Below are 19,767 nucleotides of genomic sequence, written 5' to 3' on the forward strand. Positions count from 1 at the left end.
GGGGGCAGACGAAAGAGGGTGCTCCTAGGAGCGGGGCCGGGTCGGCAGCTTCGTTGAGTGACGCCATAGGGCGAGGCTAGCTGGCCGCGTGCTCACGCGCGGCGCCGGTGTTCCAGCTCGGCGCTTGGCTGGCATGCCCGTCGGTGGACACCTCAGGCGGAGCCGTCGGTGATCGCGTGAGGCTCGCTAGCTCGCGGTTTCGGCCCGTCTACTACCGGCACGAGCGCTTGGTCGACAAGTCTCGCTTGCTGGAAATCGATAAAGGATCGATCGACTTCGATTTGATCGGTAAGTCTCCAACTTCGTCCGACTTTGTCAAGGACGCCGCTGACGGTGAAGGGCAGCTTCTGCCTATACGCAACAATTGCCACATCATGGTCTGAGCCGAGAAGAGCGACTGATACGCGTCTCCACGACCCTTCGACGTCAGCCCGAACGACGATTTCACCGGAATCGCCGTCTGGGTCGCCGTCATCCGAACGCTTGAGTTCGACAACGGGGCCAGTGAGGGTGACCTTCTGAGGAGACTCCTTGATCGTCAAGCGGCTCGCTACGTCGGGTAGTAGTTCAATCGTGTCCCGGGAGAGCTCAATTTTCTTCGGTACAGCTGAGCGCATAGGCTCGATAGGCGCCCACTCGAACGAGAGGTCAAGAGACCGAGTGCCTTCACCAGCCCCCATCGCTTGGAGAGCCCGCACCATTGGTAATCGCATACCCTGATCCATGGCGGAATCGAAGTTGGGCGCTTGCGGATCATTCTCCGCAACCTGCTTTGTCACTTCGAGGCCGCGGGCAAGGGTCGTCATGACCTGCCTTGTAAAGCTCGGCACAGCTTGCCCAGCAACATCGATGGCGTCGTCGAGCCGAGCCGCGACGGTGATGATGAAGCTGCCCTGCTTGGTGTGTCCCATCCGGACGTCTTCGTTTAGAAATTCATTCACAGCCTTGGGTACACGCCCCCGGCCAGACGCGTGTGGGTTATTCGCTGTGAGCGCCGCAGAACGAATCATGTCGTCGATGTTCTCCAGCAGGGCGGTGGCCTGCCGCAGAGGAATCGTGCCGTCACTCATCTCTTGGTCAACTCGAATGAAGAAAAGGTCGGCGCGCGCGGCAGCAATTTGCTCCACTAGATCAGTGAGATCCCAGGAGAAGGACCGCGCTATGCGATCGACGGCCTGCTCAAGACGGAGCGAGTAATCATCCAGGGTCTTGTCTATCGGCAGCAATACTCGCGCGATCTCGCTGCCAGCCCGACCTGGTGCAGTCCAAACCTCCGCATATCCGCGGTCTGACTGAATAGTCCAGCTTTGGGTAGCCAGAAATTGAGCTATGCGGCGACCATCGAGGACCGGCGCGTATTCGCCGTATATCTTGCCTAGGTTCTTTGAACCGGTCGCCATTTGCTCGCCTCCTCCATCAATTCTAGCAAGCTTGCCGGCGTTAGAACATTGGCCTTAGGGAGCCTGATCGTTTGCTTGTCTTGGCCGGATACGGGCTCGGGAAGGTTACGTCCCCAGATGTAATACATGTGGCTTCGAGCTAACAAACCCTCGACACTGTGGTGCAGCCAATGGCCAACCTCATGCTCAGTGACGAGTACACAGAGAAGATATGGCGTCGCCCGGTGGGTTCGTCGTAGCTTCTCAACGTGAGTTGGCGTCAGCTTCCAAGAAATGAATTCCTCGTGGACGACTGACTCCTGGCCCGTGCACTTCAACTGCACGTCGATTCCGGCGTCCTCGAGCTCGTCGTAGGGCACGCGCGACTTCAGCGTGACGTCGCGAACGTCAAAGTCCTGGCCCCAAGTGCCCACGTCGAGGCCCGCCGCGCTCGCAAGCATGTGCACGAACGCCTTGCTCAACTCCTCTTTCATGCCGGACTCCGGCATCGACCCATCCGGAACTATGTGCGAGACGGCCAGCGTGGTGCTCGTCGTCGCTGCGCTGGTCATCTGCAAATACAACCACGAAACTGTCGCCCTCGGCCCTCCCAACTCGGGTCGCACTCCCGCGCTTCTCCGTATGTGAAAACGGGCAATACCCGGAGGTCGGGACGGGTCCTCACGAGGGGGACCCGCCCCACCCGTCAGCGGAACGGACCGACCAGCGCCATCGCGCGGTTCAGCTCGCGCCTCTGCTGCTTCGCGATCTCGGTCGGGTCGTAGCTGTAGAACGTGTTGCCCGACCCGAGCGAGACGGTCGGCGTGATCGTCTTGCTGTTGTTGACGTTCGACGTCGAGTAGTTCGCCGGCATCGGCGCGAGGCTGCGGGGATCGATGTAGTCGCTGCTGTACCGCGTGCTGTCGAACGCTCCGAGACGCTCTCCCGCCTCTTCCCAGATGGCGAGGTTCCGTGCTTCCTGCCCAGGCTTGCCAAAGATGTATGCCTCCCACCGCGTCTCCGGCTCTGCGAACTTGTGGATCGATTCAGTCCGGCCAGCGTAGATGCCCGGTGCGAATCCTCCGTTGGCGAAGGCGAGCGCATTGGATGCGGCGGCGACCCTCGTCGAGGGATAGTCGAACAGGTTCCCGTTGGCGGAGCCGACCGACGAGCGCGCGTCCGAGAACGCGGCACCGTTGGGCGAGTCGACCACGGTGGTGATCGAGATCGTCCGATTTCGCGTGAGGTAGTCGAGGCGGGCTGCGACTGCCGCATCCCCGGTGAGGCCGACCGCGGTGGTGATGTTGTCGGGGATGAGCCCCAGGTCGTCCGCGTAGGACTCCGTAGCCGCCCCAGTGATCCCGAACTGTCCGAGCTGACGAATCAGCTCCTCGCGGCCCCGCTGAAGGGCCGCCCGGGCTTCGCCCTCGCTGCCAGTGCGGACTGCGGTGGCTGAAGCGACGCCGATCGACGCCTGAGCAAGCGCATCCAGGCTGGCCTGGTTGGCCCGCCCCTGCTCGGTGGTGACATCGAGCGATGTCCCGTTCTTCTCCACCGCCGCGGACAGCTCATCGATGGATGCCTCGAACTCACGCGTCGCAGAGTTGACGTCGAGCTGTGCGGACCCGAAGCCGCGGATGGTCTCGGCGAGTGCGTCGATGTCCGTCTCGGCCGACTGCGCCTTACCCGACAGCTCCTCAAGCTTCGCTGCGTTCTCCTCAGTGACGGCCGCGCTGCCCTCCGATGCGACGGTGGCGCCCTGCAGAGCCTCCGCGCAACCGGGAAGCAGCTCTTCCATCAGCTTCTGAGTGGGAATGCCCTTCGCTTCCGCGGCGTCAGCGATCGCCCAGAACTGAGTCGCAGCTTCGTCCGCGACGACGGCCTGCTCGCGTCGAACCCGGCGCGGAGAACCCGATTGGTGAAGGCGCCCACCGGGAAGCAAGTCCGCGAGCAGGCACCCGAGATGGTGACCTGGTCAGCCGAGCAGCTCAAGCGGTTCCTCGAGAGGGACCGCGACGTCTACGGCGATGAGCACTTCACCTACTGGCTCATGCTCGCTCAGACAGGGATGAGGCGCAGCGAGGCGCTCGCTCTCAAGTGGGCAGACGTCGACCAGGCACGCAACCGCATCTCGATCTGTCGAGCCGCGGACACGGTCAACATCGGCACGGTCTAGAGCACGAAGAGCGGCAGCGCGAGGGTCGTCGACGTCGACTCGTCCGTCACCGATGCCCTTCGCGCCTGGAAGGGACTGCGCGGGTCCATCTCTCTAGATCTGGCCAAAGGAGACGCCTTCATTTTCGGCAACGATTGGGGAGAGGTAATCAACCCGAATCGCGCAACGATGCGGTGGTCGGTGAGGGTGGCCGCAGCTCGACGCCGCTTGGGCGTTGACGCGCTTCCCGTGATGGGGCTTCACGGGCTGCGGCACACTCACGCAACGCCGCTCCTCGGCGCGGGTATCCACCCGAAGGTGGTGCAGGAGCGCCTCGGCCACAGCGACAACTCGATCACGATGTCCGTCTACTCTCACGTCACCGAGACAATGCAGAGAGACGCCGTCGACCGGCTTCCGGCCATCATGGCGGGCGCTTAGGCACACCGCCCAGATTGGGAGACGCGTCAATCAGTGGTTTTTCCTGATCGAAACGCATTTAGCAGTGGTGCCCCTGGAGGGACTCGAACCCCCAACCTGCTCCTTAGGACGGAGTCGCTCTTCCATTGAGCTACAGAGGCCGGTGCCGTCCAGTGTACCGATCGCCCGGAGCCGTCGCTCTTGACACGGCACGAGCTGCATGATTGGTTAGTTACTGCACCAACGAACCAACACACCACGAACCCCGACACCGAGGGAAGGAGCCCCATGGACGACTCCCGCCCGATCTTCCTGCAGATCGCCGAGCAGATCGAGAACGACATCATCGCGGGCGCGCTGCCCGAGGAGGACCAGGTCCCGTCCACGAACGAGTTCGCCGCGTTCCACCGCATCAACCCGGCCACGGCGGGCAAGGGCGTGAACCTGCTCGTCGACGAGGGCGTCCTGTACAAGAAGAGGGGGATCGGCATGTTCGTCGCCGAGGGAGCGCGCGACCGCCTGGTCGAGAAGCGCCGCACGCAGTTCCGCGACCAGTTCGTCGCACCGCTCCTCGCGGAGGCCGCCAAGCTCGGCCTCACCCGCGAGCAGCTCACCGCCATGATCACCGACATCGAAGGAGGATCGCGATGAGCGCGGTCATCGAGGTCGCCGACCTCAGCAAGCACTACGGCAGCATGCACGCCGTCTCCGACGTCAGCTTCACCCTCGAGGAGAACCGGATCCACGGCCTCCTCGGCCGCAACGGCGCCGGCAAGACCACCCTGATGTCGCTGCTCACCGGCCAGGAGTTCGCCAGCACAGGCAGCATCCGCGTCTTCGGCGAGACGCCCGTCGAGAACGCCGCCGTCCTCTCCCGCACCTGCTTCATCAAGGAGAGCCAGAAGTACCCGGAGGACTTCAAGGTGAAGCACGTGCTCCGCAGCGCCCGCTGGTTCTTCGAGGGCTGGGACGAGGAGTTCGCCCAGGAGCTCGTCGTCGACTTCCGACTCCCGCTCGATCGCCGCGTCAAGAAGCTCAGCCGCGGCCAGCTCTCCGCGATCGGCGTCATCGTCGGCCTCGCCTCCCGCGCCCCGCTGACCTTCTTCGACGAGCCGTACCTCGGCCTCGACGCCGTCGCCCGGCAGCTCTTCTACGACCGCCTGCTCGCCGACTTCGGCGAGCACCCGCGCACCGTCGTCCTCTCCACCCACCTGATCGACGAGGTCAGCAGCCTCCTCGAGCACGTCCTCGTCATCGACGACGGCCGCCTCCTCGTCGACAGCGACACCGAGGAGCTCCGCGGAGCCGCCGCGACCGTCACCGGCAGCCGTGCCGCGGTCGACTCCTTCACCGAGGGCCGTGAGGTCCTCTCCCGCAGCGGAGTCGGCGGCCTCGCCACCGCGACGCTCCCCCACCTCGGCACCGCCGACCGCGACGAGGCCCGCCACCGCGGCCTCGAGCTCGAGCCCGTCTCGCTCCAGCAGCTCGTCGTCCAGCTGACCACCGGAAAGGCCGCCTCATGACCGCCCTCGCCCCGCAGCGCTCCGTCGCGCGCCACCGCCTGCTCATCATCGTCCGCCTGCACCTCGCGAACCCGGCGACGCTGCTCGTCACTCCGCTCGCGATCCTCGGCGCGATCTTCGTCGGCAGCCTGATCATCTGGCTGCTCGTGCTGCGGATGGTCGGCGTCCCGGCCGCCGGCGGCGACTCCGGCGTGCAGATCACCGGCGGCACGACCTTCATCTTCATCTACATGCTGGTCGTCGCCGTCCAGGCCACCAATGTCACCTTCGCCCTCGCGCTGGGCTACGGCTCGACCCGCCGCGACTACTCCCTCGGCACGGCGATGACCTTCGTCGGCCTGTCCGCCGCCTGGACCGTCCTCTACTCCACGATGTCCGCGCTCGAGCAGGCGACGAACGGCTGGGGGCTCGGCGGCTACATGTTCCGCGCCGCCGCCTACAGCGACGTCTCCTGGCTCGCCCAGACCTTCGCGGTCTTCAGCCTCTTCCTCTTCTTCTTCTTCGCCGGCTCGGCCGTCGCCGCGGTCTACGTCCGCTGGCGGGCCACGGGGATGACCGTCTTCTTCCTCGCCCTCGGCGCGCTGATCGTCGGCCTGATCGCCCTGTTCACCCTCACCGAGAGCTGGGACTCCGTCTGGCTCGCCTTCGAGGCGATCGGCTTCACGGGCGCCTTCGCCCTGCTGCTCGTCCCGACAGCCCTGTCCGCGGTCCTCGGCGCCCTGATCCTCCGCCGAGCCACCCCGCGCGGCTGATCCGGCCGCGCACCATCAGCTGAGAGAGGGGGGCATCCGCTGAGGAGCGATGCCCACCCTTCTCAGCTGATGTTCTGCGGCGAGGAGCCCCGTCCGGACGACGCCCCGCCGCCCGCAAGGCCCTTCCGCCCCGCGCGCTCGCCTGGAAGCGTTGCAGCATGGTCGCATCCCTCACCTCCCCCGCCGCTCAGCACGTCTGGGCCGCCAGGGACGACAGTCCGCTCGACACCGCCACCCTCGACACCATCGACGCCTGGTGGCGCGCCGCGAACTACCTCGCGGTCGGTCAGATCTACCTGCTCGCCAATCCGCTGCTGCGCGAGCCCCTCGCGAAGGAGCACATCAAGCCGCGCCTGCTCGGCCACTGGGGCACGACCCCCGGCCTCAACCTGATCTACGCGCACCTCAACCGCGCCATCGCCGAGCGCGCGCAGCCGACCCTCTACATCACCGGCCCCGGCCACGGCGGACCGGGCATGGTCGCCAACGCCTACCTCGACGGCATTTACAGCGAGATCTACTCGCACATCGACGAGACCGAGGACGGCCTGCGCCGCCTCTTCCGCCAGTTCAGCTTCCCCGGCGGCATCCCGAGCCACGCCGCCCCCGAGACCCCCGGCAGCATCCACGAGGGCGGCGAGCTCGGCTACTCGCTCAGCCACGCCTACGGCGCCGCCTTCGACAACCCGGACCTCCTGGTCGCCGCCGTGGTCGGCGACGGCGAGGCCGAGACGGGCCCGCTCGCCACCAGTTGGCACTCGAACAAGTTCGTGAACCCCGCGACCGACGGCGTCGTCCTGCCGATCCTGCACCTCAACGGCTTCAAGATCGCCAACCCGACCGTCCTCGCCCGCATCCCGCACGCGGAGCTCGAGAGCCTGATGCGCGGCTACGGCCACGAGCCGTTCACCGTCGAGGGCGGCTTCGACGGCGAGGACCCGATGCGGGTGCACGAGCGCTTCGCCGCGGTGCTCGACACCGTGCTCGACCGCATCGCCGCGATCAAGGCGCGCGCCGCGGAGGGCGACCTCTCCCGCCCCGCCTGGCCGATGATCATCCTGAAGACCCCGAAGGGCTGGACCTGCCCCGCGGAGATCGACGGCGTGCAGGTCGAGGGCACCTACCGCGCCCACCAGGTGCCGCTCGCGAACGCGCGCGACACCGAGGCGCACACCCGCCTGCTCGAGGAGTGGCTCCGGTCCTACCGCCCCGAGGAGCTCTTCACCGAGGAGGGCGGCATCGCCGACCGCGTCCGCTCGCTCGCGCCCGAGGGCGAGCTGCGGATGAGCGCGACCCCGCACGCCAACGGCGGCCTGCTCCGCCAGACCCTCCGGCTGCCGGACTTCCGCCGCTACGAGGTCGTCGTGCACGAGCCGGGCGGCACCATCGCCGAGGCGACGAAGGTGCTCGGCGAGTGGCTCGCCGACGTCATCCGCGAGAACCCGACGAACTTCCGGATCTTCGGCCCCGACGAGGTCGCGAGCAACCGCCTGCAGAGCGTCTACGCCGCGACCGACAAGCAGTGGAACGCCGAGCTCAGCCCGCTCGACGACCACCTCGCCCGCGCCGGCCGCGTGATGGAGGTGCTCTCCGAGCACCAGTGCCAGGGCTGGCTGGAGGGCTACCTGCTCACCGGCCGCCACGGGCTCTTCACCTGCTACGAGGCGTTCATCCACATCATCGACTCGATGTTCAACCAGCACGCGAAGTGGCTCGACGGCACCCGCGACATCGAGTGGCGCCGCCCGATCGCGAGCCTCAACTACCTGCTCTCCAGCCACGTCTGGCGCCAGGACCACAACGGCTTCAGCCACCAGGACCCCGGCTTCATCGACCACGTGGTCAACAAGAAACCGGAGGTGGTGCGGGTCTACCTGCCGTTCGACGCCAACACGCTGCTCTCGGTCTACGACCACTGCCTCCGCAGCGTCGACTACGTCAACGTCGTCGTCGCCGGCAAGCAGCCCGCCCCCGCCTGGCTCACCATGGCGGAGGCGGTGGCGCACTGCACCCGCGGCCTCGGCATCCTGGAGTGGGCGAGCAGCGAGCGCCGCGGCGAGTCGCCGGACGTCGTGCTGGCCTGCGCCGGCGACGTCCCGACCCTCGAGACCCTCGCGGCCGTCAGCATCCTCCGCGAGGCGCTGCCCGACCTCGCGATCCGCACCGTCAACGTCGTCGACCTGATGCGGCTGATGTCGGAGTCCGAGCACCCGCACGGCCTGTCCGACCGCGAGTTCGACGCGGTCTTCACGCCCGACCGCCCGGTGATCTTCGCGTACCACGGCTACCCGTGGCTGATCCACCGCCTGACCTACAAGCGCACCGGTCACGGCAACCTGCACGTCCGCGGCTACAAGGAGAACGGCACGACGACCACGCCGTTCGACATGGTGATGCTGAACGATCTCGACCGCTACTCGCTGGTGATGGACGTCATCGACCGCACTCCCGGCCTCGGCGCGAAGGCGGCGGGCCTCCGCCAGGAGATGCAGGACGCCCGGATCCGTGCCCGCGCGTACACCCGCGAGCACGGCGAGGACATCCCCGAGGTCGCGAACTGGACCTGGTCCGGCTCCCGCTCGGGCAACGCCTCGGAGGCCACGGGCGGCGACAACGAGTAGCCCCGCACCCCGCGAGATGCCACTTGTGCACGCGACACGCCGTGTCGAGCGTGCACAAGTGGCATCTCGCGGCAGGGGTCAGGCCGCCGCAGCGGTCAGGTAGTCGTCCCACTCGGGCTGGGTGCGCTCGGCGCCGCGCACGAGCCAGGAGCCGGCGCGCGGCATCCGCGGCACCGAGCGCAGCTGCCAGCCCATCTCGAGCGGCGTCCGGTCGCTCTTGAGGTTGTTGCAGCGGTGGCAGCAGGCGACGAGGTTCTCCCAGGTGTCCCGCCCGCCCCGCGACTTCGGCTGGATGTGGTCGATCGTGTTGGCGTGCTGACCGCAGTAGCCGCAGCGGTGGTTGTCGCGCCGCAGCACCCCGCGGCGCGAGACCGGCACGCTGCGCGAGCTCGGGATGCGGACGTAGCGCGTGAGCACGATCACCGAGGGCCGGACGTAGTCGCCGGTCGCGCCGTGCACCGGGTGCTCCTCGTCGGCGACGATGATCATCGCCTTCTCGGACATCAGCAGCACCAGCGCCCGCTTGAAGGACACCACCGCGAGCGGCTCGTAGCCGGCGTTGAGGACGAGTGTGCGCATCAGTGACCTCCGTGCTGTCGCACGCCGCCGTGCGGAGACGCCGCGACCACGCGAAAGGGCGCCGTCGTCATGACGGCGCCCTTCGAGGCCGCGGCGTGGAGCCGCACGGTGACGTGGTGCCGTATCCGAGTGTCGGCGGAGTGGAGTGCGGCGAGGAGGATCCCCGCCCGGATCGCGTCGGTGCGCCGCACGCGCGAACGCAGCCCCACGCAGTGGTGCCCGTTCCGCTCGGCCATTCCGGCACTCCGTCCCTCGACGAATCCTCCGCTCGCCACGCGAGCGGACTGAGGTTCAGATTAACCCTTCGCGCCCGGAACACCAGGGGATGGCGGCTATTCGTCATCACCATTTCACACGCGCAGCCGCGGAACGACGCACGCGGGACGCGGAAGAGCCCGCCCCCTGCTCGGGACGGGCTCTCGCGGAGCGGACGCGCAGGCGTCAGCCGGAGATGCGGACGATCGTGTAGTTGCTCGTCCAGATCGGCTGCACGCGGACGCTCGCGCCCTCGTACGGCGCGTGCAGGATGTTGCCGTTGCCCGCGTAGAAGCCGTCGTGGCCGGGCATGATCACCAGGTCGCCGGGCTGCGCCTCGGACAGCGGGATCTGCGTGCCCATGGCCGCCTGACCCGCGGCCGAGTGCGGCATCGAGATGCCGTACTGCGCGAAGACGTACATGACGAGGCCGGAGCAGTCGAAGCCGCTCGGGTCGGCGCCGCCGAAGACGTAAGGCACGCCCTGGTACTGCAGCGCCGTGTTGAAGACGGCCGAGAGGCTGTAGCTCGTGCTCGGCGCGGTGGCCGCGAGCTCGCTGGCCGAGGCGCCCTCGTAGGAGTTGAAGCTCTCCGCGGTCTCCGCGCGGGCCTCGGCGACGTCGGTGGTGTCGACGACGGGCTCGACCACCGGCTCAGGCTCGGGCGGCGGGGGCGGCGGCGCGGCCTCGGCGGTGAAGCCGTCGCGCGCGATCGCGGCCTGGACCACTCCCCCGGCGACGGCGACGGTCTGCGCGTCGCCCTGCCGGAGGAGGTCGGCCTGCGAGGCGGCGAAGAGCCCGTCGCTCTCGGTGCCGGGCGAGAAGGCGTAGGCGGGGAGCGCCATGGTGGCGACGAGGGCACCGGCGAATCCGACGATGGCGACCTTGCCGATCGTGCGACCGCGGCTGCGTCGGCGGGGCGAGCCCGCGGGCGTCGGGACGAAGTCGGTGACATCGGCCTGGCGCGACGGCGCCGTCGGCACGGCCCGGCGGGCGACGGGCGCCTCGTCGGTGTAGCGGGCGCGGACGACCGGCGGGCGGTTCTCGAAGGAGGACCTGTTGCGGGGGCTGTCCGGGTGGGTGGAGCGGAACCGATCGGGGGAACCGGCGGGGCCGGCGGGGTTCTGGGGCAAGGGGGAGGACCTCCGACGTCCCGTCAGCCCAGGCAGCTGTCCCGTCTCACGTGCGCGAAGCATCGGTGTTCACGGGGCCCGAGACGGGAAGGGACGTCGGACTCCGCGCCTCACGACCGGGGTTCGGCCGCAGGGCTCCACAGAGCGTAAGCGACCGTTACCGATTTGTCACCATTCGGAGACCGGATCGTGTCCCGACCCACCCCGCGGATGCAGTAGTACGCGTGGAGCGGACGTTCAGCTGACGAGGAAGATGTGCGCAGCGACCTCGTTGGGGAGCTCGATGCCCGCCTCCACGCCGTCGATGCGCACGAGCACGTAGCCGTTGAGCGCCGAGAACTCGCCCTCGGCTCCGGGGACGACGCCCGCCTGCTTGAGCTGCAGCAGCAGCTCCGGGTCCACCTGCGCGGGCTCGCCCAGTCGGCGCACGACGCCGCGCTGAGGCTCGGCCGAGCCGGCGACGAAGCGGGGGATGCTGATGACGCCGTCCGCGAAGCGCGAGGCGGGGGTGTCCCCCAGCTCGTCGAGCCCCGGGATCGGGTTGCCGTAGGGCGACTCGGTGGGGTGGTCGAGCATCTCGAGGAGGCGGCGCTCCACCTGCTCGCTCATCACGTGCTCCCAGCGGCAGGCCTCCTCGTGCACGAACTCCCAGTCGAGCTTGATGACGTCGTGGAGGAGGCGCTCGGCGAGGCGGTGCTTGCGCATGACGTGGATCGCCTTGCGGCGCCCGTCGCCGGTGAGCTCGAGGTGGCGGTCGCCGGAGACGACGACGAGGCCGTCGCGCTCCATCCGGCCGACGGTCTGCGAGACGGTGGGGCCCGAGTGGCTGAGCCGCTCGGAGATGCGGGCCCGGAGCGGGATGATGTTCTCCTCCTCCAGCTCCAGGATGGTGCGCAGGTACATCTCGGTCGTGTCGATCAGATCCGTCATCTCAGCCTTCCGGTCTCAGCGCGCACAACCTTACTGGGCACCGTGTCCCGTCATCGGCGACGGGGCAGGGCGCAGGGCCTCCGATGGTCGAAGGCGGGGCGGGCCGGGAACCCTAGTATTAACGCATGCCGGACGTCACCATTCCTCGCGAGCTCCTCCCCCACGACGGGCGGTTCGGCTGCGGCCCGTCCAAGGTGCGGCACGACCAGCTCGCGCACCTCGCGACGCAGGGCGCGCACCTCCTCGGCACCTCGCACCGGCAGGCCCCGGTGAAGAACCTGGTCGGCTCCGTGCGCGAGCACCTCGCGACGCTGTTCCGCATCCCCGAGGGCTACGAGGTCCTGCTCGGCAACGGCGGCTCGACCGCCTTCTGGGACGCCGCCGCCTTCTCGCTGATCGACCGCCGCGCCGAAAACCTGACGTTCGGCGAGTTCGGCCAGAAGTTCGCCAAGGCCGCCTCGGCGCCGTTCCTCGAACCCGCGCACGTCGTGTCGGCCCCGGCCGGCTCGCGCAGCGAGGTCGAGATCCTCGAGGGCGTCGACGTCTACGCCTGGCCGCACAACGAGACCTCCACCGGGGTCATGGCACCGGTGCGGCGCGTGCACGGCGACCAGGGCGCCCTCACGGTGATCGACGCGACCAGCGCCGCGGGCGGGATCGACTTCGACGCCACGGAGGCCGACGTCTACTACTTCGCCCCGCAGAAGAACTTCGCCTCGGACGGCGGCCTCTGGTTCGGCCTCTTCTCGCCGGCCGCGATCGAGCGGATCGAGCGGATCGCGGCGAGCGGCCGCTACATCCCCGAGTTCCTCAGCCTGCAGAACGCGGTCGACAACTCCCGGCTGAACCAGACGCTGAACACCCCCGCCCTCTCGACGCTGCTGCTGATGGAGTCGCAGCTCGAGTGGATGAACACGAGCGGCGGCCTGGCCTGGGCGTCGGCGCGCACGCTCGAGTCCTCGTCGGCGATCTACGACTGGGCCGAGGCCTCGCCGATCGCGACCCCGTTCGTCGAGGTGCCCGAGCACCGCTCGCAGGTCGTCGCCACCGTCGACTTCGACGCTTCGGTCGACGCTGCGCTGATCGCGAAGATCCTGCGCGCCAACGGCATCGTCGACACGGAGCCGTACCGCAAGCTCGGCCGCAACCAGCTGCGGGTCGCGACCTTCGTCGCGATCGACCCGGACGACGTCCGCTCGCTGCTCCGCTGCATCGACTACGTCGTCGAGCGCCTGGCCGACTGATCGACCGGGCGGATCGGGGAGGCGCGCGGTGAGGCTCTGGCTCCGTCCGGACGAGCGCCGCCCCGCTCCCCCGCCGTACGCCTCCGACGACGCGACGGCGCTCCTCGTGGGGTGCGTCGTGTGGCTGCTCGCCCTGATCGGCGTGCTGATCGCCGCGGCGGCGGGCGCGTCGGTGGCGCCGCTCGTCCTGTCGACCGTCGTGATCGGCCTCGTCCTCGGGACGATCGGCCTCTTCTACAGCCGCAACCGCCGCTGAGCCTCCACATCCGTCACCGCGCGGAGCGTCGTCGCCTCAGCGCCCGGGCCGAGCGAGGGCGTTCCCGCTCGGCCGAGTGCCGTCAGCGGCGGCGGCGCCGACGTCCGCGGCCGCTGCCGCCCCGTCGTCCGTCGTCCGAGGCGCCGGCGACGGCGTCCTCGCCCTCGGAGTCGTCGTCCTCGGAGTCGTCCTCGTCGGAGTCGGTGTCGGAGTCGGTGTCGTCCTCGTCCGAGTCGTCGTCGGCGTCCTCGTCGGAGACGTCGTCGTCGTCCGCCTCGTCGTCGTCGTCGAGGATCTCGTCCTCGTCCGCCACCGCGTCGCCGTCGACGACGATGTCGTCGTCGTACTCGTCGTCCTCGGTCTCGTCGCGCTCACCGCTGGCGTCCTGCGCCGCGCGGTAGTCCGCGAGCCGGACCGACCACGGGACCCAGTCGGGCGCGAGCACGGAGCCCTCGCCCGGCAGCAGCTCGACCTCGAGCACGTTGACGCCCTCGGACTCGTCGATCCTCGACAGCGTCGCCGTCCAGAGCCACCCGGGGTAGCCGCGCATCAGATTCGTGAACTGCAGCGAGACGACGTGCTCGCCCTGGGCGATCGTCGCGACCAGGGTGCCGATCGTGTCGGCGGTCGTGATGTCGAGGAGCGCCTCGCGCGCACGGTCCTCGGAGCCTGCGAGCACGGGGTCGAGCTCGTAGACCGGCTGGGGCTCCGGCTCTCCGGCGTCCGCTGCGGGCCCCGCCTCCGGATCCACGCCCGCCTCGGCGGCCTCGTCGTCGTCCGACTCGTCGTCCTCGTCGATCTCGTCGCTCCAGACCGGCGACGAGACCGGCTTCGACGGCTCGGTGTCGCGCTCCGCCGCAGCGTCGGCGGCCGGCGCGTCCGCGGCGGCGGTCTCCTCAACGGCGGGCTCCTCGGCGGTGCCGTCCTGGAACAGGACGTCGTCGGCAGCGCCCCTCGCGGGTGCCGTCCACTCGGACTCGGGAGCGGGAGCGTCGTTCCGTGGCGACGGGTCGCCGGTCGTCTCGTCGGCGTCAGGCATCCAGCTCGTCCGCAACCCGGCGCAGCAGCGTCGCGATCGTGCGCCCGTGCGCCTTGTCGGGGTAGCGGCCGCGCTTGAGGCCCGTGCCGATCCCGTCCAGCAGCTTCACCGTGTCCTCGACGATGACCGACATGTCGTCGGCGGACTTGCGATTGAGCTTGACCATGCTGGGAGGAGTGTCGATGATCCGGGCCGAGAGCGCCTGCGCACCGCGCTTGCCGTCGGCGATGCCGAACTCGAGGCGGGTGCCGGCCTTGACCGCGGTCCCGGAGGGCAGCGCGGAAGCGTGCAGGAAGACCTCCTGGCCGTCATCAGTGCTGATGAAGCCGAAGCCCTTCTCCTCGTCGTAGAACTTGACCTTGCCGGTAGGCATGCGGAACCCCTCCTGGAAATGAAGCAGCCATCAGTTTAGTGGACGGCGCCCGCCCTATCCTTGACCCGTGAAGCCACAGCAGCCTGCGGGCATCGGACGCGCGGAGCGCACGCTCGCCTACATGTTCGTCGCGATCATCGTCGTGACGGTGCTCGCGTTCATCGCCGTCCTGGTGGCGCCCATGATGGGCGTCCGCGACTACAGCGGCGGCCTCTGGCAGTTCGTCATCGCCCTGCCGCTGGTCGGTCTGCCGATCGCCTTCCTGATGATGATCGCGATGCTCGTGGTCGGCGTCCGCCGCCGCCGCGCCTCGTAGCGCGGACCCGCACCGGCCTCTCCGGCGGCACCGAGGCCGCGACGAGCGGCCGGTCACGCGACTCCCAGACTCCACCCAGGCCACGCGCAGATACTGTCCGCATGGACGGACCCCGCATTCTCATCGTCGACGACGAGCCCAACATCCGCGACCTGCTCACCACGAGCCTCCGCTTCGCCGGCTTCGCCGTGCGCGCGGTCGGCAACGGCGCTCAGGCCATCTCCGCAGTCCTCGAGGAGGAGCCGGACCTCATCATCCTTGACGTGATGCTGCCGGACATGAACGGCTTCGGGGTCACCAAGCGCCTGCGCTCGGCCGGTTACACCTCGCCCATCCTCTTCCTCACGGCGAAGGACGACACCGAGGACAAGATCACCGGCCTCACCGTCGGCGGCGACGACTACGTCACCAAGCCGTTCAGCCTGGACGAGATCGTCGCGCGCATCAAGGCGATCCTCCGCCGCACGATGCACGCCGAGGAGGACGCGGTCATCCGGGCCGGCGAGCTCACGATGGACCAGGACACCCACGAGGTCCTCGTCGGCGACGAGCCCGTCGAGCTCAGCCCGACCGAGTTCAAGCTGCTGCGCTACCTGATGCTCAACCCCAACCGGGTGCTCAGCAAGGCGCAGATCCTCGATCACGTCTGGGAGTACGACTTCAACGGCGATGCGGGCATCGTCGAGTCCTACATCTCGTACCTCCGACGTAAGCTCGACACGCATTCGGAGGAATCGCTCATCCAGACCAAGCGAGGATTCGGATACATGCTGAAGGTCGCGAAGGTCTGACCTCCGCCGCCCCGGTGCCGGCCCCGCGAGGGGGCGGGCGCCCGCACGACTTCGAGGGAGTTCCACCGTCATGCACCAGGGTCTGGCTGAGCGGTGGAACTCCATCTCGTTGCGCACGAAGATCACCGCCGTCACCGTCCTCCTGCTGACGCTCGGCCTGCTGGTCTCCGGCATCGGCACGATGACGCTGCTGAAACCGCAGCTGGTCACTCAGCTCGACGTGGATCTGCGCGCGAAGGCGCAGGAGACCGCGAACATCCTCGTCAACGAGGGTGAGGCGGCGATGGACGACTCGGACAAGGAGTACGTCGGCGCCCTGTACAACGCCGTCGGAAGGCAGTTCGCCTCGACCGCGATCGATCCCAGCGACCCCGTCTTCCCCGGCACCTTCTCCATCGACGAGGCCTTGAAGCTGGGCGACGACAGCGCGACGCTCTACAGCGCGAGCGGCAAGATCGAGTACCACTACGTGGCGACGACGTACTCCGACGGCAACAAGATCACGACGCTGCTGCTCGCCACGTCGACGCGCGACATCGACAACATCATGACGATCTACCTGACGATCTTCCTCGGGTTCGGCGTCGCGATCGTGGTCATCGGCGCGATGCTGACACGGCTGCTGGTCACCACCACCTTCGCACCGCTGCGCCAGGTGGAGCAGACCGCCGCCGCCATCGCCGACGGCGACTTCAGCCAGCGGCTCGACGGCACCACCCCCAACACCGAGGTCGGCCGGCTCAACCGCTCGCTCAACGCGATGCTCGTGCGGATCGACAGCGCCTTCCGCGACCGCGCGCGCACGATCGACCAGATGCGCCGCTTCGTCGGAGACGCCAGCCACGAGCTGCGCACTCCCCTCGTCTCCGTCCGGGGCTACGCCGAGCTCTACCGGATGGGCGCGCTGCAGACCCCCGAGGCCGTCGGCCAAGCGATGGAGCGCATCGAGAAGGAGGCGATCCGGATGGGCGGCCTCGTCGAGGACCTCCTCGAGCTCGCCCGCCTCGACGAGACCAAGCCGCTCGCGCTCTCCCCCGTCGACCTGATGCCGCTCGCCCGCGACGCCGCGATGGACGCGATGGCCTCCTGGCCCGATCGAGACTTCGGCGTCGAGACCCGCGACGACACCCCGGTCGAGACCCCGGCCCTCGAGATGGACGACCCGACGGGCACGCCGACCCAGACGATGGAGATCGCTCCCGCCGGCCTCACCGGACCGATCGCGGCCGCCGGCGCGCGACTGGCGCGCTTCCGCCGCCGCCCGCGCCGCGTGATGGCCGAGGACATCGCCGCCGGCACCGCGCCCGAGCCCGAGCAGGTCGGCGTCCCCGCGCTCGTCATGGCGGAGGAGAACAAGATCCGCCAGGTGCTGACCAACCTGATCGGCAACGCCGTCCGGTACACCCCCGAGGACACGCCGATCGAGGTCGGCGTGGCCGTCGACCGCGCGCGGCGCCTCGCGTTCCTCGAGGTCATCGACCACGGCGAGGGGATCCCGCCGCAGATCCGCGAGAAGATCTTCCAGCGCTTCTGGCGCGCCGACACCTCGCGCACGCGCGAGACGGGCGGCAGCGGTCTGGGGCTGGCGATCGTGTCGTCCATCGTCGCCGCGCACAAGGGCCGCGTCGACGTCGTCGAGACCCCGGGCGGCGGCGCCACCTTCCGCGTCGCGCTGCCTCTCCTCACCGTCGACCAGAACGGCGAGTCCTCCCCAGCTTCGGTCTGACGGCCCCCGCGGCCCTCCCGGTCCGCCGTAGGTTCTCTCGCACGCGCCGACCGGCGCACTCAGCGAGAGGACCTGCAGTGACCCACTTCCAGACCGACATCGACGCGATCAGCACCGCGAGCGGATCCATGCACGGCTACGCGGACCGCATCCGCGCCGAGGTCGCCGGCCTCCTCGGCCTGCTGACCAGTCTCGAGAGCTCGTGGACGGGCCAGGCCTCGACCGCGTTCCAGGGGGTGGTCGGCCTCTGGCGGACCACGCAGGGGCAGGTCGACGACGGCCTCGAGTCGATCGCGCTCGCGCTCGCCACGGCAGGCCAGCAGTACGCCGAGACCGAGGAGGCCAACGCGCGGCTGTTCGCGTTCTGACCCGGCGGAGGTGATCCCGGCCGGCCCTCCGCCGACGGCCGGGATCACGCCCGGCAGGCCTACGACGGCTCCCCCGGTGCCGCCGGTCCGACGCCGACGCCGACCCGTGGAACGCCGAAGGCGGCTCCCCCGGAGGGGAACCGCCTTCTGCGTCGTTCGGGTCGGACTAGAAGTCCATGCCACCCGTGGGGTCTCCGCCTGCGGCGACGGGGTTCCGCTCGGGCTTGTCGGCGACGACGGCCTCCGTGGTGAGGAACAGACCGGCGATCGAGGCGGCGTTCTGCAGAGCGGAGCGCGTGACCTTGACCGGGTCGATGATGCCGGCGGCGATCAGGTCGACGTACTCGCCGGTCGCGGCGTTGAGGCCCCAACCGGTCTGCAGCTCGCGGACCTTGGCGGCGACGACGCCGGGCTCGAGGCCCGCGTTCAGCGCGATCTGCTTGAGCGGGGCGTCGATGGCGACGCGGACGATGTTCGCTCCGGTCGCCTCGTCGCCGACGAGCTCGAGCTTCTCGAAGGCCAGCTTGCCGGCCTGGATGAGGGCGACGCCACCACCGGCGACGATGCCCTCCTCGACGGCGGCCTTCGCGTTGCGGACGGCGTCCTCGATGCGGTGCTTGCGCTCCTTGAGCTCGACCTCGGTCGCGGCTCCGGCCTTGATGACCGCGACACCACCGGCGAGCTTCGCGAGGCGCTCCTGGAGCTTCTCGCGGTCGTAGTCGCTGTCGGTGTTCTCGATCTCGCCGCGGATCTGCGCGACGCGACCGGCGATGGCCTCGGCGTCGCCGGCACCCTCGACGATCGTGGTCTCGTCCTTGGTGATGACGACCTTGCGGGCCGAGCCGAGCAGGTCGAGGGTGACGTTCTCGAGCTTGAGGCCGACCTCCTCGGAGATGACCTGGCCGCCGGTGAGGATCGCGATGTCCTGGAGCTGCGCCTTGCGACGGTCGCCGAAGCCGGGGGCCTTGACGGCGACCGACTTGAAGATGCCGCGGATCTTGTTGACGACCAGGGTCGCCAGCGCCTCGCCGTCGACGTCCTCGGCGATGATCAGCAGCTGCTTGCCCGCCTGGATCACCTTGTCGACGACGGGGAGGAGGTCCTTGATGTTCGAGACCTTGGAGTTGACGATCAGGATGTACGGGTCCTCGAACACGGCCTCCTGGCGGTCGGGGTCCGTGACGAAGTACTGCGACAGGTAGCCCTTGTCGAAGCGCATGCCCTCGGTCAGCTCGAGCTCGGTGCCGAAGGTGTTCGACTCCTCGACGGTGACGACGCCCTCCTTGCCGACCTTGTCGATCGCCTCGGCGATGATCGCGCCGATCTCGGTGTCCGCGGCGGAGATGGAGGCCGTGGCCGCGATCTCCTCCTTGGTCTCGATCGCCTTCGCGCCGGCGACGAGCTCGGCGGTGACGGCCTTGACGGCCTTCTCGATGCCCTTCTTCAGGCTGATCGGGTCGGCGCCGGCTGCGACGTTGCGCAGGCCCTCGCGGACGAGCGCCTGGGCGAGGACGGTCGCGGTGGTGGTTCCGTCGCCGGCGACGTCGTCGGTCTTCTTGGCGACCTCCTTGACGAGCTCGGCGCCGATCTTCTCGTACGGCTCGTCGAGCTCGATCTCCTTGGCGATGGAGACGCCGTCGTTCGTGATGGTGGGGGCGCCCCACTTCTTCTCGAGCACGACGTTGCGACCGCGCGGGCCGAGGGTCACCTTGACCGCATCGGCCAGGGTGTTGAGTCCACGCTCGAGGCCGCGGCGGGCTTCTTCGTCAAAAGCAATGATCTTGGCCATGTGTGTTCTTCGTCCCTCCCGGACGTCAGGGGAATTCCGTCGTTGGCACTCGACTGGAGCGAGTGCCAACAGCGATTCTGGCACTCACCCGGGAGGAGTGCAAGTGACGTCGGCGCCTGG

Annotated in this window: 20 protein-coding genes, 1 tRNA gene and 1 pseudogene; 12 read left to right on the forward strand and 10 right to left on the reverse strand. The window is 68.8% G+C overall.

The features are described 5' to 3' along the window. Window positions 1-152: 152 nt before the first annotated feature. The 3 genes from HRK28_RS04235 to HRK28_RS04245 form a co-directional block, all read right to left on the reverse strand. A complete protein-coding gene (locus HRK28_RS04235) occupies window positions 153-1,400 on the reverse strand; it encodes a hypothetical protein (RefSeq protein WP_173250515.1) in 1,248 nt (415 codons plus the stop codon). Then, window positions 1,376-1,951 (reverse strand): DUF4365 domain-containing protein, encoded by a 576-nt coding sequence (locus tag HRK28_RS04240; RefSeq protein ID WP_173250516.1) that lies wholly within the window; start codon window positions 1,949-1,951, stop codon window positions 1,376-1,378. The genes HRK28_RS04235 and HRK28_RS04240 overlap by 25 nt, the downstream gene beginning before the upstream one ends. A gap of 134 nt (window positions 1,952-2,085) precedes the next feature. Then, a complete protein-coding gene (locus HRK28_RS04245) occupies window positions 2,086-3,177 on the reverse strand; it encodes a hypothetical protein (RefSeq protein ID WP_173250517.1) in 1,092 nt (363 codons plus the stop codon). A 165-nt stretch (window positions 3,178-3,342) separates the two neighbouring features. Between HRK28_RS04245 and HRK28_RS04250 the strand changes: the two genes are divergently transcribed. Together HRK28_RS04250 and HRK28_RS04255 are read left to right on the forward strand one after the other, a co-directional pair. After that, window positions 3,343-3,555 carry a hypothetical protein gene (locus tag HRK28_RS04250; protein WP_173250518.1) on the forward strand — a complete coding sequence of 71 codons (213 nt, stop codon included), beginning with the start codon at window positions 3,343-3,345 and terminating at the stop codon, window positions 3,553-3,555. A gap of 15 nt (window positions 3,556-3,570) precedes the next feature. Then, a pseudogene (locus HRK28_RS04255) lies at window positions 3,571-3,975 on the forward strand (tyrosine-type recombinase/integrase); the annotation flags it as partial. A 65-nt stretch (window positions 3,976-4,040) separates the two neighbouring features. Here the strand turns inward: HRK28_RS04255 and HRK28_RS04260 are convergent. Further along, a tRNA-Arg gene (locus HRK28_RS04260) sits at window positions 4,041-4,115 on the reverse strand. Window positions 4,116-4,242: 127 nt separating this feature from the next. Here HRK28_RS04260 and HRK28_RS04265 point away from each other — a divergent pair. The 4 genes from HRK28_RS04265 (at window position 4,243) to HRK28_RS04280 (ending at window position 8,850) form a co-directional block, all read left to right on the forward strand. Then, on the forward strand, window positions 4,243-4,605 hold the full coding sequence (locus tag HRK28_RS04265; RefSeq protein ID WP_123445182.1) for a GntR family transcriptional regulator: 363 nt from the start codon (window positions 4,243-4,245) through the stop codon (window positions 4,603-4,605). Next, window positions 4,602-5,477: an ABC transporter ATP-binding protein gene (locus HRK28_RS04270; RefSeq protein WP_173250519.1), complete on the forward strand. Its 876-nt coding sequence runs from the start codon at window positions 4,602-4,604 to the stop codon at window positions 5,475-5,477. The genes HRK28_RS04265 and HRK28_RS04270 overlap by 4 nt, the downstream gene beginning before the upstream one ends. Further along, entirely contained in the window at window positions 5,474-6,229 is a 756-nt protein-coding gene (locus HRK28_RS04275; RefSeq protein ID WP_173250520.1) for an ABC transporter permease, read from the forward strand. Before HRK28_RS04270 ends, HRK28_RS04275 begins: the two co-directional genes overlap by 4 nt. A gap of 158 nt (window positions 6,230-6,387) precedes the next feature. Continuing rightward, window positions 6,388-8,850: a phosphoketolase gene (locus HRK28_RS04280; RefSeq protein WP_173250521.1), complete on the forward strand. Its 2,463-nt coding sequence runs from the start codon at window positions 6,388-6,390 to the stop codon at window positions 8,848-8,850. A gap of 78 nt (window positions 8,851-8,928) precedes the next feature. Here HRK28_RS04280 and HRK28_RS04285 read toward each other — a convergent pair whose 3' ends face one another. The 3 genes from HRK28_RS04285 to HRK28_RS04295 all read right to left on the reverse strand — a co-directional run bounded on the left by HRK28_RS04285 (window position 8,929) and on the right by HRK28_RS04295 (window position 11,745). Beyond that, on the reverse strand, window positions 8,929-9,429 hold the full coding sequence (locus tag HRK28_RS04285; RefSeq protein WP_160087832.1) for an HNH endonuclease: 501 nt from the start codon (window positions 9,427-9,429) through the stop codon (window positions 8,929-8,931). Between the two features lie 441 nt (window positions 9,430-9,870). Then, window positions 9,871-10,815 (reverse strand): C40 family peptidase, encoded by a 945-nt coding sequence (locus HRK28_RS04290; protein ID WP_254304495.1) that lies wholly within the window; start codon window positions 10,813-10,815, stop codon window positions 9,871-9,873. Between the two features lie 237 nt (window positions 10,816-11,052). Continuing rightward, window positions 11,053-11,745: a metal-dependent transcriptional regulator gene (locus HRK28_RS04295; protein WP_160087830.1), complete on the reverse strand. Its 693-nt coding sequence runs from the start codon at window positions 11,743-11,745 to the stop codon at window positions 11,053-11,055. 125 nt (window positions 11,746-11,870) lie between these two features. Here HRK28_RS04295 and serC point away from each other — a divergent pair, with 125 nt between their 5' ends. Continuing rightward, window positions 11,871-12,989 (forward strand): phosphoserine transaminase, encoded by a 1,119-nt coding sequence (gene serC, locus HRK28_RS04300; protein WP_173250522.1) that lies wholly within the window; start codon window positions 11,871-11,873, stop codon window positions 12,987-12,989. Window positions 12,990-13,017: 28 nt separating this feature from the next. Then, window positions 13,018-13,245, forward strand: a complete 228-nt coding sequence (locus tag HRK28_RS04305) for a DUF2530 domain-containing protein (protein ID WP_173250523.1) — start codon at window positions 13,018-13,020, stop codon at window positions 13,243-13,245. Window positions 13,246-13,327: 82 nt separating this feature from the next. Here HRK28_RS04305 and HRK28_RS04310 read toward each other — a convergent pair whose 3' ends face one another. After that, window positions 13,328-14,284: a DUF3027 domain-containing protein gene (locus tag HRK28_RS04310; protein WP_173250524.1), complete on the reverse strand. Its 957-nt coding sequence runs from the start codon at window positions 14,282-14,284 to the stop codon at window positions 13,328-13,330. After that, window positions 14,277-14,657 (reverse strand): cold-shock protein, encoded by a 381-nt coding sequence (locus HRK28_RS04315; protein WP_160087822.1) that lies wholly within the window; start codon window positions 14,655-14,657, stop codon window positions 14,277-14,279. Before HRK28_RS04315 ends, HRK28_RS04310 begins: the two co-directional genes overlap by 8 nt. Before the next feature lie 67 nt (window positions 14,658-14,724). On the opposite strand from HRK28_RS04315, the gene HRK28_RS04320 reads away from it, so the two are divergent. The 4 genes from HRK28_RS04320 to HRK28_RS04335 all read left to right on the forward strand — a co-directional run bounded on the left by HRK28_RS04320 (window position 14,725) and on the right by HRK28_RS04335 (window position 17,858). Next, a complete protein-coding gene (locus HRK28_RS04320; RefSeq protein WP_244231790.1) occupies window positions 14,725-14,973 on the forward strand; it encodes a hypothetical protein in 249 nt (82 codons plus the stop codon). A gap of 101 nt (window positions 14,974-15,074) precedes the next feature. Next, a complete protein-coding gene (locus HRK28_RS04325) occupies window positions 15,075-15,764 on the forward strand; it encodes a response regulator transcription factor (protein ID WP_085475163.1) in 690 nt (229 codons plus the stop codon). A gap of 109 nt (window positions 15,765-15,873) precedes the next feature. Continuing rightward, window positions 15,874-17,490, forward strand: a complete 1,617-nt coding sequence (locus HRK28_RS04330) for an ATP-binding protein (RefSeq protein ID WP_367948338.1) — start codon at window positions 15,874-15,876, stop codon at window positions 17,488-17,490. Window positions 17,491-17,567: 77 nt separating this feature from the next. After that, window positions 17,568-17,858, forward strand: a complete 291-nt coding sequence (locus HRK28_RS04335; protein ID WP_160087818.1) for a WXG100 family type VII secretion target — start codon at window positions 17,568-17,570, stop codon at window positions 17,856-17,858. Between the two features lie 166 nt (window positions 17,859-18,024). Here the strand turns inward: HRK28_RS04335 and groL are convergent, their stop codons facing one another. After that, on the reverse strand, window positions 18,025-19,647 hold the full coding sequence (gene groL, locus HRK28_RS04340) for a chaperonin GroEL (protein WP_173250525.1): 1,623 nt from the start codon (window positions 19,645-19,647) through the stop codon (window positions 18,025-18,027). Between the last annotated feature and the right edge of the window lie 120 nt (window positions 19,648-19,767).

Origin of the sequence: Rathayibacter sp. VKM Ac-2835 (assembly GCF_013266705.1) — a bacterium.
GTDB lineage: Bacteria > Actinomycetota > Actinomycetes > Actinomycetales > Microbacteriaceae > Rathayibacter.

What these genes read in the sequence shown, in the direction of transcription:
- HRK28_RS04235 (WP_173250515.1), bottom strand. Translation starts at nt 1,400, where the DNA reads ATGGCGACCGGTTCAAAGAACCTAGGCAAGATATACGGCGAATACGCG.
- HRK28_RS04240 (WP_173250516.1), bottom strand. Translation starts at nt 1,951, where the DNA reads ATGACCAGCGCAGCGACGACGAGCACCACGCTGGCCGTCTCGCACATA.
- HRK28_RS04245 (WP_173250517.1), bottom strand. Translation starts at nt 3,177, where the DNA reads ATGGAAGAGCTGCTTCCCGGTTGCGCGGAGGCTCTGCAGGGCGCCACC.
- HRK28_RS04250 (WP_173250518.1), top strand. Translation starts at nt 3,343, where the DNA reads ATGGTGACCTGGTCAGCCGAGCAGCTCAAGCGGTTCCTCGAGAGGGAC.
- HRK28_RS04265 (WP_123445182.1), top strand. Translation starts at nt 4,243, where the DNA reads ATGGACGACTCCCGCCCGATCTTCCTGCAGATCGCCGAGCAGATCGAG.
- HRK28_RS04270 (WP_173250519.1), top strand. Translation starts at nt 4,602, where the DNA reads ATGAGCGCGGTCATCGAGGTCGCCGACCTCAGCAAGCACTACGGCAGC.
- HRK28_RS04275 (WP_173250520.1), top strand. Translation starts at nt 5,474, where the DNA reads ATGACCGCCCTCGCCCCGCAGCGCTCCGTCGCGCGCCACCGCCTGCTC.
- HRK28_RS04280 (WP_173250521.1), top strand. Translation starts at nt 6,388, where the DNA reads ATGGTCGCATCCCTCACCTCCCCCGCCGCTCAGCACGTCTGGGCCGCC.
- HRK28_RS04285 (WP_160087832.1), bottom strand. Translation starts at nt 9,429, where the DNA reads ATGCGCACACTCGTCCTCAACGCCGGCTACGAGCCGCTCGCGGTGGTG.
- HRK28_RS04295 (WP_160087830.1), bottom strand. Translation starts at nt 11,745, where the DNA reads ATGACGGATCTGATCGACACGACCGAGATGTACCTGCGCACCATCCTG.
- serC (WP_173250522.1), top strand. Translation starts at nt 11,871, where the DNA reads ATGCCGGACGTCACCATTCCTCGCGAGCTCCTCCCCCACGACGGGCGG.
- HRK28_RS04310 (WP_173250524.1), bottom strand. Translation starts at nt 14,284, where the DNA reads ATGCCTGACGCCGACGAGACGACCGGCGACCCGTCGCCACGGAACGAC.
- HRK28_RS04315 (WP_160087822.1), bottom strand. Translation starts at nt 14,657, where the DNA reads ATGCCTACCGGCAAGGTCAAGTTCTACGACGAGGAGAAGGGCTTCGGC.
- HRK28_RS04325 (WP_085475163.1), top strand. Translation starts at nt 15,075, where the DNA reads ATGGACGGACCCCGCATTCTCATCGTCGACGACGAGCCCAACATCCGC.
- groL (WP_173250525.1), bottom strand. Translation starts at nt 19,647, where the DNA reads ATGGCCAAGATCATTGCTTTTGACGAAGAAGCCCGCCGCGGCCTCGAG.